Origin of the sequence: Thalassotalea marina, assembly GCF_014656435.1 — a bacterium.
Lineage (GTDB): Bacteria > Pseudomonadota > Gammaproteobacteria > Enterobacterales > Alteromonadaceae > Thalassotalea_C > Thalassotalea_C marina.
This window is the reverse complement of sequence record NZ_BNCK01000002.1, coordinates 647,953-660,607: the sequence shown is the minus strand read 5'-3', so window position 1 is coordinate 660,607 and position 12,655 is coordinate 647,953. Positions and strand designations below refer to the sequence as shown.

Sequence of the window (12,655 nt, the reverse complement as noted above, 5' to 3'; positions counted from 1 at the left end):
TCTAAAATAGCTGCGCCAATAATGTTCCATATTGGTTACTTTAATGCGTTTTTCCGCTTTAAAGTAACCATTTTTGTACTTTGTGATCACAGATCGAACATATTTCAGCTAACGCGCTTTTGCCCCAAAACAAGTCTAGTCGAGCGTCGCAAATGAGCGATCAGCGGACGGTGAAAAATGTTCAGCTGATACCGTTTTTATATCCAAAATCAACAAACTTCCCCCATATTCAGGTAAATGAGCAATTTGCGCATTTTTGTCCTTAGACCACGTCATTAACTTTCAAATATTTTCATAGCTAGCAAAAGGTTAGCTAATTTGATAAAAACGTATGAACCAGAAAAGTGAGCTATTACGTGGTAGAAATATGCGCGATTTGCACACTATTAAATTGTTGAACTAAGCCGCTGCGCGGAGTCGCAAACATCCCAATCAACGACCACACTTACCTTGAGATTTAACCCATTAATCTGGAGGTAACAATGAACTCTCTCATTGAACAAGTCGCCACTGAAATTGAACTCATGGGCTATTCACAACGAACTCGCGAGACCTACTGTGGTTGCTTACAGCGCATTGAGAACTATTTCAGTAAATCCTTAGCGCAAGTCACGGATGCGGAATTGAATCACTATTTTAATGAGCCTGAGGTGCGCCGATTAACCCGAGCGAGCCAATTGGTGCAAATTAATAGTGTCCTCTTCTTATTCAAACACATACTCCACCGGCCGTTGCAATTAGCCATCACTTTACCCAAGCAACGGCATAAGCCACCCCAATATTTAAGCCGACAAGATATCCACTTACTGATTCACCATTGCCAAGATTTACGTTTAAAAACCATGATAATGCTCAGTTATGGCTGTGGATTACGCTTAAATGAATTAACCCACCTCAAAGTGGCACAGATTGATGGGCAACGTAAAACGGCCTTTATTGAACACGGCAAGGGCAACCAGTCTCGTTATGTGGTGATTCCTGAGACGGTATTGCATCAACTCCACGTGTACTGGCAAGCCTATCACCCCAAAGAGTGGCTGTTCTATTCTCGCTGGTTAGCCTCCCAACCTCTCAGTAGCTCCACCTATACGAAGGCACTGAAAAAAATCGCCGCACAGCTTGGGCTTAAGGATAAAGTGAACGCGCATCAGTTACGCCATGCCTATGCCACGCATCAATTAGAGGCAGGGATGCCGTTGCATCAATTACAGCACCAGCTTGGGCATCGCAGCATTAAAACGACCGAGTGCTATCTGCATTGGTTGCCAGAGCTTGGGCATGGGGGCGTTGATTTACTAGCCAACTTGCAGTAACGCATGCCACCGCTTCATCTGGCGGATATTCTCAGCCAAGGATTACCGCATTACCAACAACAGCACCGATTAACCCGTCAACAATATCAAGTGTGTGCACATATCTTGGCGTGTAGAACAGGACAACTCGGTTATCAACAGTGGCGTTGTGACCAGTGTGGTCATGAGGAGCAATTTAGTTGTAGTTGCAGAGACCGGCATTGTCCTCGCTGCCAAGGACAAGCCACGCAAGCTTGGATTGCCAAACAAGCGATGTCACTGCTACCTTGCCCTTACTTTCACTTAGTGTTTACCTTACCGCATGAACTTAACCTAATCGCACACTATGCACCTAACGTGCTTTATCACTGTTTATTTAAGAGCCTTTGGCAAACACTCATGACATTCGCTGCCCATCGTCATCAGGGTCAACTCGGCATGACTTGTGTGTTGCATACTTGGGGGCAAAACCTCAGCCAACATATTCATGTGCATTGTTTAATCCCCGCAGGTAGCCTCAATCGACAATCGCAGTGGCAACCTATCACTAAAGGTTATCTCTATCCTGTTAAGGCTTTATCCACTGTGTTTCGAGGTAAAATGATAGCGGCACTCAAGGCACAATCCATAGCGCTACCGTCATTACCCGCCACTTGGTGCGTGTACAGCAAAGCCTGTGTCTACCCACATCAACTCTTGCACTATCTTGCACGTTATACCCGCAAAGGTGCCTTATCTGAATCACGATTAGTGAACTATAACGCCAGTCGTGTGCGCTTTCGTTACAAGGATTATCGTGACAACAATAAAACCAAATTCATGACCTTAAGTATGGATGAGTTCATTCGGCGCTATTTACAACATGTCCTGCCTAAAGGCTTTATGCGTATTCGCCATTATGGCTTTTTAGCCAATGCTTGTCGTAACAAGCGCATCCCCCTCATTCGAGCACAGTGCCGTGATTTAACCGATAAAATCGCCATGGATAACGTGGAAACCAAACTGCATTGGGTTTGCTCGCACTGCCATCAAGGGCAATTGATATTCGTCGCTATCGTGCTCCCCTTAACGCAACAGATAAGAGGATTGGATTCAAGTTAAACAATGATGACGTCAAACCATTTACGCAAATATTAGACTGAATGCCGCCTGATAGACTGGCGCTTGCGTGTGTAAAAAATACACTTGCAATTAACCAGAAAAGTAACGTAAATTAAGACCATTAATCGACTGAACGACAGTGACAATGGAATGCAATGATGAAGATAAATCGGATAACGTCATCAATCATCCTCAGGCTTAAAAAAGCAAATTCCATTAGCATAAATGATTCCAATACAGTGATTCACAAGTCGCCGTCCGTTCAACAAATGATTTATTTACACTCATGTGTAAATAAATACTAAAACGTTAGATTTCATGTTAGCTATAATTTCGCAATATTTAGTATAAAAACCATAACTAGGAAAAAAGATATGACTGAGAATGCCCAAAAAAATGCAAAACCTTTTTCTCAAACGTTTTTTCATGGAACCAAAGCAGATCTTAAATTGGGAGATCTTATAGAAACAGGGTTTAATTCAAATTTTGGACAAAATAATAAGGCTAAGTATATATTTTTGACAGCTACACTAGATGCTGCCATTTGGGGAGCAGAGCTTGCCCTAGGTAATGGTCGCGAAAGAATTTATTTGGTTGAGCCAACAGGTCCAATTGAAAATGATCCTGACCTAACGGATAGAAAGTTCCCAGGGAATCCAACTATGTCATATCGTTCAATCCATTCATTTAAAGTTGTAGGTGAAGTATCAAGCTGGCAGGGTCATTCAATAGAGCAAGTTAAAGCAATGAAAGATGGTTTAAATAAACTACATGAACAGGGCATTAACTCTTTAAATGAAATCTAACAAGTCGGTGCACATGACTGCTAACACGTCACTCGGTTTGCTCTGCCTTCGGCAGTTTAGCAAACTCTTCGTGCCTTAGTTTGCGCAGCATGTGACCTAGGCGTTAACAACGTCCGCAAATGGCACAGAGCCGTTGGTCGGCTCTAACTCATTTCTGTCCAAAACTGTTTTACAAAGTCCACAACTGCAATTTAGAAGAGCCCCTTCGAGAGGGGCTGGTTGATGGGAGCCCAGTTGGCTAGTTGGCGGGGGTATCTGTTTCCTCTTCAGTGATATCGTCATCGGTTGAAGGCACAGCTTGCTCAACTTCTGCTTCTTTACCCTTAGCTTGGGCTGATTTTCGTGCTCGAATTTCGATATCAATTATGCGTCGAGCCAGTTTGATAATGCGCTGTTGCCATGCGTAGTTGCCATCAACACGTTGTTTGTTGCTAAGCACGCTAGATAACCAAAGTGTGTCCATTGAAATCATCAATGCATCGAGTTTGCGAACTAAGCCGACAAACTGGCCAACCTGAGGCGAGCTGATTTTAGCGTTGAAGGTAATCGGGTCGGTGTAGTCAGGTACTTCATCGATGCCGTTGGACTCCATCAATTTGTCCAAACGAGATTGTTCGTTGTCTACCGCCTTAGCGCAATCCTCGATCAACTGGCTAATGATCTGTTCCACGTCATCAATTTCGTTCTCATCGCCAATGATGCGCAGGATGACATCGATTCCGTAAAGCGCACTGACCGTCCGTCTAAAAACACGGTCAACGACACGTTGCGCCTGTAAGCTATTAATTGTGAATGATTGTTCAAAGATGGGTTTTGAGTAACTGGGTTTTGCTTGGGCCATAAGTTTGCTCCTGATATGACAATAATCAGTCCCTAGACTAATCCTCTGTGAGGTAATGGCCTTTCAGCTAGGTGGAAGAATTGAGCATCTTTCTGACTATCCTGTCTGGATAAGACGGTTACACTGACTATCAAATATTGCTGATCTGTTTCAGTGATATCTGCGCCTGAGAGCATGAGCTCAAAGGAAGCCCGCCGCTGAGTATTCTCAGTGGTACTAAGAGGTAGCTAGCCTCCTTAAACAAATAGCCTGCATGTTCTTACATGCTCAACCATGCGTTCCTTACGGTTCGCCTTTTCACCACCCAACTGGGGGAGTTTTCCCCAGTTGGGGGTGACTCCTTCAAAACCAAATTATGGAGTCACCAATGGAATATATCTTCGGATTTATTATCCAAATCGCGGGCATTATGTTGCTAGCAAAACTGAGCTGGTCGCTTTTGCGATTGCTTGCTCGTCAAAGCGTGCGTCCGTTTCGATTTGTACTTACTCAAATCAAGCGATTGCTCACACCAACACCAAAACGTCGTCCAATGGCAGTGCCTAAAGCTCCTGGTATGCCCCGTTTGACATCTGCGTTTTACAAAGAGCCACATCAGTACGACATGGCTTTACTCGAAATACCAACCTATCTGCGTCGTCAGTCTTCTTTGCCCAGCCGGGTAGAAGCGACTGTGTGCACAGAGTTCAACTAAGACGAGGAGAACATCATGAAAAACCAAGTAACACTCATAGGCTACGTTGGCGCTGAGCCAGAGACACGAGCCTATCCATCAGGTGATTTAGTGACCAGTATTTCACTGGCCACTTCTGAGAAATGGCGCGACCGTCAATCCAATGAGCTCAAAGAGCATACGGAATGGCATCGGGTCGTTTTTCGAGATCGTGGTGGATTTAAGTTAGGGCTAAGAGCAAAAGATTTAATCCAAAAGGGAGCGAAGCTTTTTGTTCAAGGGCCTCAGCGCACGCGTTCATGGGAGAAAGATGGCATTAAGCATCGATTGACCGAAGTGGACGCGGACGAGTTTCTGCTTCTTGATAGTGTGAACAAAGCATCTGAGCCATCACCGGCGGATGATGCGAGCTCCCAAGCTAATTGGGCACAAACTTATCCTGAACCAGATTTTTAACCGAGCAAAAACGCTTTAACCCAGCCGGGAGTACTTTCCCGTCAGGGGCAGACTCCCACTTTGATTGTCGGAGTCCATAATGGAAAAACCAAAGCTAATCCAACGCTTTGCTGAGCGCTTTAGTGTCGATCCAAACAAATTGTTCGATACCCTAAAAGCAACAGCATTCAAGCAACGTGACGGTAGTGCACCGACCAATGAGCAGATGATGGCGCTCTTGGTGGTTGCAGATCAGTACGGCTTGAACCCTTTCACCAAAGAGATTTTTGCGTTCCCTGATAAACAAGCTGGAATTATTCCAGTGGTAGGTGTCGATGGATGGTCTCGCATCATCAATCAACACGACCAGTTTGATGGCATGGAGTTTAAGACTTCAGAAAACAAAGTCTCACTGGATGGCGCGAAAGAATGCCCTGAATGGATGGAATGCATCATCTATCGGCGCGACCGTTCGCACCCAGTCAAAATCACTGAGTATCTGGATGAAGTCTATCGACCGCCTTTTGAAGGTAACGGCAAAAATGGCCCTTACCGGGTAGATGGTCCATGGCAGACGCACACTAAGCGAATGCTAAGACATAAATCCATGATCCAGTGTTCCCGCATTGCGTTTGGCTTTGTGGGAATTTTCGATCAAGACGAAGCGGAGCGAATTATCGAAGGCCAAGCAACACACGTTGTTGAGCCATCGGTGATTCCACCCGAGCAAGTTGATGATCGAACCCGAGGGCTTGTTTACAAGCTTATCGAGCGGGCGGAAGCTTCAAACGCTTGGAATAGTACATTGGAATATGCCAATGAACATTTTCAAGGTGTTGAACTGACGTTTGCGAAACAAGAAATATTTAATGCACAGCAACAAGCAGCCAAAGCGCTCACACAGCCTTTAGCTTCTTAGAGCCACGCATTCATTTTACTAACCCTGGCGGGATTATTCTCCCGTCAGGGGGAAGGTCTCGTCTTTTTTTGGAGATCTTCCATGACTAAATCAGCCTCACTTTTTCGCTTGGTATTGGTTGTTGCCCTTGTCGTAGGTTCGATTCAAGCCGGTAAAACGGCAATTGATTCGCTTCAAGCAAGTGTTGTTCAGCACCAAACAGCGTTAGCACAAGCTGCAAAGTAACCACTTAACCCTGAAGGGGAGTTCTCTCCTTCGGGGGAGTCTCCCTTCAAAGGAGGCAATATGAAGGTTATCGACCTATCACAACGTACTCCTGCATGGCACCAGTGGCGCATTGCAGGGGTTACGGCATCTGAAGCCCCAATTATTATGGGGCGTTCACCCTACAAAACACCTTGGCGATTATGGGCAGAAAAAACTGGATTCGTATTACCGGAAGACCTGTCGAATAATCCAAATGTGCTTCGCGGTATACGGTTGGAGCCTCAAGCAAGGCGAGCATTTGAAAATGCGCATAATGACTTTCTTCTGCCGTTATGTGCAGAAGCCGATCATAACGCAATCTTTCGAGCCAGCTTTGATGGCATCAACGATGCGGGCGAGCCCGTTGAACTGAAATGTCCTTGCCAGTCAGTTTTTGAGGATGTGCAAGCTCATCGAGAACAAAGCGAGGCGTACCAGTTGTATTGGGTGCAAGTACAGCATCAAATACTGGTCGCCAATAGCACGCGTGGTTGGTTGGTATTCTATTTTGAGGATCAACTGATTGAGTTTGAAATACAACGAGACGCGGCGTTCTTAACTGAATTGCAAGAAACAGCGCTTCAGTTTTGGGAGTTAGTACAGACCAAAAAAGAACCGTCAAAATGCCCTGAGCAAGATTGTTTTGTTCCTAAGGGTGAAGCCCAATACCGTTGGACATCGCTGTCTCGACAGTATTGCTCAGCACATGCCGAAGTGGTCCGACTGGAAAATCACATTAAATCTTTGAAAGAGGAAATGCGAGAAGCTCAGTCGAAATTGGTCGCTATGATGGGTAACTACGCTCATGCGGATTATGCTGGGGTCAAACTCAGCCGCTACATGATGGCGGGTACGGTGGACTATAAGCAATTGGCCACCGATAAATTAGGCGAGCTGGACGAAAAGGTTTTAGCTGCTTACCGAAAAGCGCCACAAGAGCGGTTGCGCATCAGCACCAATAAGCCAGAGCAGCCCGTTGAAACACCAATCAAAATCAGCCTTGAGCAAGAGAACTTGGTTCTGCCAGGTGACTCGCCGAGCTCATTTTATTTTTAACGTTCACTTGGAGCCGATTTCGGCTCCTTTCTAATGCGCTCATATGGAGTGCATCAGAAAGCAGTTTCACTCGTAGCCAATGCTGGATACGAATGATAGAGCGAGCTGAACTCTTACATACACAGCCATACCACAATCAACACACTACCCGACGGGGACTTCATTCCCTGTTGGGGCATGGGGCCTCGTCAAAACTGATGAGGTTTACCATGACTGAACAATCTCCATTTTTGGTTCAAGTGAATCAAGCGTTTAATGTCCCGGCTCCTGATGCTTTCGTTCTGGAAGGATTTAGTGCCGACACTACCCATCCAAACATTCCCGTTCGCAAGGACGAGTATGTTTTTAGAAAAGAAGACTTACGTGACGTATTGGCGTTTTTGTCTAACCCAGACGGTGACGGTTTGTATATTACAGGCCCCACTGGATGCGGTAAGACCTCGCTAATTTGCCAAGTTGCTTCTCGATTGAATTGGCCTGTTCAGCAAATTACTGCGCACGGTCGATTGGAGTTGTCCGATCTTATCGGTCACCACACGCTGGTTAATGGCAACATGACCTTTGTGTATGGACCGCTGGCACTGGCTGTAAAGCATGGCCATTTGCTGATCATTAATGAAATGGATCTTGCTGAGCCTGCTGAACTGGCTGGGCTCAATGACATTTTGGAAGGTGCCCCGTTGGTCATCGCACAAAATGGCGGAGAGATCATCATGCCACATACCAAGTTTCGTTTTATCGCAACCGGCAACAGTGCGGGCAGCGGTGACCAAACGGGCTTGTATCAAGGTGTGCTCCAACAGAATTTGGCTTTTCTTGATCGCTTTAGAATCATCGAAGCGACCTATGCAGAGCCTTCTGTAGAGGAAGCCATTCTGGAGAACGTTGCGCCTGGCTTGCCAGAAGTCTTTCGCCAAAAAATGGTGAAAGTGGCTGGTGACATCCGTCGTCTTTTTATTGGGGGCGCGGATGGTGGTGCTGAGCTTAGTATCACTATGTCCACTCGGACCTTGGTGCGCTGGGCAAAGTTAACACTTGCTTTTAAAGGCGCTCCTAACGCAGTGGAGTATGCACTGGTTCGGTCTTTGACGGCTCGTGCTGAGTTGGAGCAACGAGAAGCCATTCACCGTATTGCCGCTGATGTCTTCGGTGACCATTGGGAGGATTGATGATGGATAAGTGCTTTGCTCTTTACCGTTACCGTCATTCTGATGGGACAGCCAAAGAATGGGCCATTTACGTTGGATCGGATACCCAGGAGATTGAAGTTCGGTTTGGAAAAGCCGGTCAATTGTCGCAGCAGCGATTGATTGATTCGACTGATCCTAACGCTGAAGCAGACCGACGAATCAATGAGAAAATCAACAAGGGTTATCGATTGGTTGGACAAGTCGGCATTGATCATCAAGGGCGGCCATTTGAACTCTCAAATGCGCTAGATAGTGTCGCGTGCGTCAATAACGTCAGTTGGGAGTTTCGTACTCGCAAGGACGTCAATGGCCAAATATCGCTGGCGAAAAAAGCGTTGTTCGATATGGCAAAGCTGCTTGAAGCCTATGGCTTGGCTGTTATTGATGATAACCAGGTCAGGATTGGAGAATGGTCATTAGGGTTTTGCAAAAGCGGATTACCTAGTACCAATCAAATCAGCATGGTGTCAGGTGAAGGCGCTGGCATTGTTAACACTGATGATGGCCCGTGGCCATTGTTGCTGTTACTGGCTTTTAAGCGTCAATTACCACCACTGTGTTCACTCACAGTAGCGAGTCCTGAAGGGATAGAAGTATCCGACCAACTGAAGTTGGAAAAAGATGTATTGCGGTTGCTAGGCAGTGATTTAGAGCGGGTTCGCCCGATAGCTGAAGCACTGGACTTAATGCCTGTGAAAATCGATCTCAACCGATCGTCGCCTGATTCGCAAAATTACTATTTCTGATAGTGGTATTGCCATTAGCGCGTCAACTACTACCACCCAAACGGGGGCCATTGCTCCTGCTGGGAGTGGTGCGTCCCCATCTCGCATGAGGATGCACTATGAGTATTCAAACCCTCGACAAACTTTTGATTTGTCACATCGACTGTTCCATCTGGAGCGGTAGAAAAAAACTAAGGCCTGAAGATTTCAGATTAGCCAATGGCAGCCAACTTCCACCGAAGGATGTTGCCAGCTTAGGGAGTAAAAAAATTTGCGACCCAGAGGCATTGGCGAACTTTGAAAGGCTTAAGAAAGAAGCGCAGCGCTTGTGTGAGCAAGTCGGTGTGCGGTTTTTAGGTGGCTATGCCGTCCCTGAAGACCGAATTGATCAGATTGTTCCAGAGCTTGACCGGATCGGTCAGGAGTTTGCGCAGTGCAAGCAGTTGTTCTTGGACAACTATGATCAGGTGACGTTTGACTGGGTTGCAAAACACCCGGAATTTGCAGATGCAATCCGGCGTGCATTATCACCCATCGAAGACGTGGAACAACGGCTTCAGTTCGATTATGCCATCTATCGAATGCAACCAGCTGAACAAGCTGGTGGCTTAGATGACAAGGTCAATGGTATGGGACACACCCTCTTTAGGGAAGTGGCTCGTGATGCCAATGAACTGTTTGAGCGTTCTGTTGCAGGTAAGAATCAAATCAGTCAGCGAGCCCTTAACCCTCTCAAACGGTTAAGAGACAAGTTGGATGGTTTGTCATTCCTGGATCATCGAGTTCAGCCGATGGTCGAAGCGATGGACAATTTATTTGTTCGTCTGCCGAAGACCGGCCCTGTGACAGACAATCTCTATCACGAACTGATGGCGACCATTTTAATTTTGTCTGATCCAGACAAGATGAGAATGCACGGTGAAGGTCAATTGGATATCAGACAACTGATGCCCAAACCTGAACCTAAACCCGCACAGCCAGTATCTGCTCAGGCAGATAACTTACGTGCAATACCACAACCAACCGTCAGACCAAACCTTGGTTCGACTGTACCAAACTCATTTTATTTCTAACGTCCTTGAGGGCATGTTGCCCTTAAGGGCGCATGTCCTCTGAACTATGTAAGAGGAAATTATGCAATCAACCATCCATAACCCCAGCCAACTGAACCAGTTTGAAGCACATTTTCGTGGTGTGACTGATGCGGTTGAAAGTGAATCGATACCAGAAGTGGCGTGTTGTCGAACGTTAGTACAACGGTCGTACTCAACACATAGTGTCGTGATCCCCAAGAACCCTGTTTTGATCGCAGATGCGGACGCACAAGGAGCTTGGGTAACGGCCATGGTATTTGTTCCAAACATGGCATTGCAGCAAACCGCTTTTGAGCGGGCCTGGCTGCAATATCAACACGAGGTGTCTACTCAGTTACAAGACCAGTACGGTCTGACATTGGATGACATCCTGAGTTTAGACCAGCTTAAAACGTCATTTGAGCAGCACGAGAGTCCAGCTCAATTGGTGGCTTGGTTAGGTCAAAAATACGATCTGGATAAGCTAAAAGCACAGGTTTAAACACTCACATTCCCAGCGGGGAAACGCTCCCGCTGAGGGAGTATTCCCCCTAATGATTAGGAGACTCCCATGAATCATCCATTAAAAAACGCACTGCCAATCGTTGCCGCCGCTTATGGCGAAAAGTTTGGTGTGAAGGTGCTTATTCAAGGACAAGATGCGTTTACCGATGGTGAGCGGATTGTGATCCCAACAGCAAACCCAGACGACCCACACTATCAACAGATAGCTTGGGGTTATCTGGCTCATGAAGCGGCGCATATTCGGCATACCAATTTTGACATGGTGCAGAAGGCGTCGTCCAAGCCGATCCGTAAGGCACTTCTCAATATCATTGAGGACGTTCGCATTGAAAACGAATTGGCAAAGGATTACCCCGGAACCCGGCGCAGTATTTCGCAAGTGATTGAGTACATGGTGGACACACAGCAAATGAGTGTACCTGAACAGCTTGAGCCTGCATCTAACTTGCAAGCATGGTTGTTGTTCCGCTTGAGATGCCATTTTCTGGGTCAGAAAGCGCTGACACCTCTGTATCAAGCGGTTGATGAAAGAGTGAGACAACTCTTTCCTGCCGCAGCGATGAGCCGGTTAAGCGCCATGCTTACAGCAGTGCCTAGCCTGGCATCTACAGGTGAAGTGCTGAAACTTGTCGATGCCATCGTTGCCATGTTGGAAGAAGAATCTCGTCCACCACAGGATGAGTCGGATGCTGATAGCGGTAATGACATTGGACAAGATGCGAGTAATGACAGCAATAACAGTAGTGACAGTCAAATCCCTGAAACAGACTCGTCTGCAACGGCGGATGTTGCTGAAACGGGGGATTCAGATAACTCTGATCAAGCTGACAATTTGCGACAAGCCTTAGAGGCCAGTGCCGCTCAGTTTGAACCCGATACCTTTGCCCAAGTGGCAGAAGTGTTGTCGGAACAAGCTGAAGGACATCAGGGCGTCACACCTCTCAGTTTGCCCCAAGCAGAGCAAGCTATGTTGGGTGATGAGGCCATCTTGACCTTATCGGCGTCGGAGTCTGCTCAAATTCGAGCCCGACTTAGGGGCATGGTTCAGTCCAGTCAGGACAATCGGAATCATGCCAAAAGGCACGGTCTTCGAGTGGCAACCCATCGTCTTGCCGCTTCACAAGCCGGTGAGTCGAGATTGTTTATTCAAAGGCAACCTCGCATTGCCCCCAATGCCGCTGTGCACTTGCTTGTCGATATATCGGGTTCAATGGGTAAACCCATTGGCGAAGGTAATCGAAAGTACTTTCATGTTGCCAATGAAGCTGCTTTGGCTTTGGCCATGGCACTGGAAGGCATACCGGGTGTTGTACCTGCGGTCAGTTATTTTCCTGGTATTCATCAGGAAGTTTCTATCGCGTTATTGCCCAAGCAATCGGTTCGACATCGGGCCGCCTGTTTTGACCAAAAACCACGAGGTTGTACGCCTATGGCACAAGCGATGTGGTTTGCGGCAAACAGTTTGTTAGCGCAAAAACAGAAGCGAAAGCTAATGATAGTGCTAACGGATGGTGACCCAGATGATTGGGCTGCCACGCATGACATTGTTGACCGGTGCAGACGCAGTGGCTTTGAGCTGCTGGGGATAGGGATTCAAACACGCAGTGTTGAGAAATTCTTTCCTCAAAGCATTATGATTAATGACGTCAAAGATCTAAAGCGTGAGTTATTCGAAGTAACACAACAACTGTTAATTCAGTAACCACATCAATTTTACCACCCTGCGGGGACGATTCCGTCCCCTTCAGGGCATGGGTTCGTCTCCGCTTTTTT

Annotated in this window: 15 protein-coding genes; 13 read left to right on the top strand and 2 right to left on the bottom strand. The window is 46.7% G+C overall.

The window, feature by feature from the left end; genetic code table 11:
* Window positions 1-135 precede the first annotated feature (135 nt).
* Window positions 136-276: a hypothetical protein gene (locus IE199_RS06265; protein ID WP_189768299.1), complete on the bottom strand. Its 141-nt coding sequence runs from the start codon at window positions 274-276 to the stop codon at window positions 136-138.
* A gap of 206 nt (window positions 277-482) precedes the next feature.
* Between IE199_RS06265 and IE199_RS06260 the strand changes: the two genes are divergently transcribed.
* From IE199_RS06260 to arr, 3 genes are all read left to right on the top strand, one after another.
* On the top strand, window positions 483-1,313 hold the full coding sequence (locus IE199_RS06260) for a tyrosine-type recombinase/integrase (RefSeq protein ID WP_077202319.1): 831 nt from the start codon (window positions 483-485) through the stop codon (window positions 1,311-1,313).
* A 3-nt stretch (window positions 1,314-1,316) separates the two neighbouring features.
* On the top strand, window positions 1,317-2,393 hold the full coding sequence (locus tag IE199_RS06255) for an IS91 family transposase (protein WP_077202318.1): 1,077 nt from the start codon (window positions 1,317-1,319) through the stop codon (window positions 2,391-2,393).
* Window positions 2,394-2,767: 374 nt separating this feature from the next.
* Window positions 2,768-3,199 (top strand): NAD(+)--rifampin ADP-ribosyltransferase, encoded by a 432-nt coding sequence (gene arr, locus IE199_RS06250; protein ID WP_077202317.1) that lies wholly within the window; start codon window positions 2,768-2,770, stop codon window positions 3,197-3,199.
* A 238-nt stretch (window positions 3,200-3,437) separates the two neighbouring features.
* On the opposite strand, the gene IE199_RS06245 is transcribed toward arr, so the two are convergent.
* Window positions 3,438-4,040 carry a hypothetical protein gene (locus IE199_RS06245; RefSeq protein ID WP_189768297.1) on the bottom strand — a complete coding sequence of 201 codons (603 nt, stop codon included), beginning with the start codon at window positions 4,038-4,040 and terminating at the stop codon, window positions 3,438-3,440.
* A gap of 367 nt (window positions 4,041-4,407) precedes the next feature.
* On the opposite strand from IE199_RS06245, the gene IE199_RS06240 reads away from it, so the two are divergent.
* The 10 genes from IE199_RS06240 to IE199_RS06195 all read left to right on the top strand — a co-directional run bounded on the left by IE199_RS06240 (window position 4,408) and on the right by IE199_RS06195 (window position 12,584).
* Window positions 4,408-4,734, top strand: coding sequence for a hypothetical protein (locus IE199_RS06240; protein WP_000455722.1), 327 nt, complete (start codon window positions 4,408-4,410; stop codon window positions 4,732-4,734).
* Window positions 4,735-4,749: 15 nt separating this feature from the next.
* Window positions 4,750-5,169, top strand: a complete 420-nt coding sequence (locus IE199_RS06235) for a single-stranded DNA-binding protein (RefSeq protein WP_000795984.1) — start codon at window positions 4,750-4,752, stop codon at window positions 5,167-5,169.
* A gap of 79 nt (window positions 5,170-5,248) precedes the next feature.
* Window positions 5,249-6,067 carry a phage recombination protein Bet gene (bet, locus tag IE199_RS06230; protein WP_000414663.1) on the top strand — a complete coding sequence of 273 codons (819 nt, stop codon included), beginning with the start codon at window positions 5,249-5,251 and terminating at the stop codon, window positions 6,065-6,067.
* A gap of 81 nt (window positions 6,068-6,148) precedes the next feature.
* Window positions 6,149-6,292, top strand: coding sequence for a hypothetical protein (locus tag IE199_RS06225; protein WP_000167276.1), 144 nt, complete (start codon window positions 6,149-6,151; stop codon window positions 6,290-6,292).
* A 60-nt stretch (window positions 6,293-6,352) separates the two neighbouring features.
* Window positions 6,353-7,369, top strand: a complete 1,017-nt coding sequence (locus IE199_RS06220) for a YqaJ viral recombinase family nuclease (protein WP_189768295.1) — start codon at window positions 6,353-6,355, stop codon at window positions 7,367-7,369.
* 209 nt (window positions 7,370-7,578) lie between these two features.
* A complete protein-coding gene (locus tag IE199_RS06215; RefSeq protein ID WP_045611052.1) occupies window positions 7,579-8,538 on the top strand; it encodes an AAA family ATPase in 960 nt (319 codons plus the stop codon).
* Between the two features lie 2 nt (window positions 8,539-8,540).
* Window positions 8,541-9,305 carry a hypothetical protein gene (locus tag IE199_RS06210; RefSeq protein WP_437438165.1) on the top strand — a complete coding sequence of 255 codons (765 nt, stop codon included), beginning with the start codon at window positions 8,541-8,543 and terminating at the stop codon, window positions 9,303-9,305.
* 98 nt (window positions 9,306-9,403) lie between these two features.
* Window positions 9,404-10,357 (top strand): DUF3150 domain-containing protein, encoded by a 954-nt coding sequence (locus IE199_RS06205; RefSeq protein ID WP_000027441.1) that lies wholly within the window; start codon window positions 9,404-9,406, stop codon window positions 10,355-10,357.
* 61 nt (window positions 10,358-10,418) lie between these two features.
* Window positions 10,419-10,859, top strand: a complete 441-nt coding sequence (locus IE199_RS06200) for a hypothetical protein (protein WP_024015929.1) — start codon at window positions 10,419-10,421, stop codon at window positions 10,857-10,859.
* A gap of 69 nt (window positions 10,860-10,928) precedes the next feature.
* Window positions 10,929-12,584: a VWA domain-containing protein gene (locus IE199_RS06195; RefSeq protein ID WP_001016322.1), complete on the top strand. Its 1,656-nt coding sequence runs from the start codon at window positions 10,929-10,931 to the stop codon at window positions 12,582-12,584.
* Window positions 12,585-12,655 lie beyond the last annotated feature (71 nt).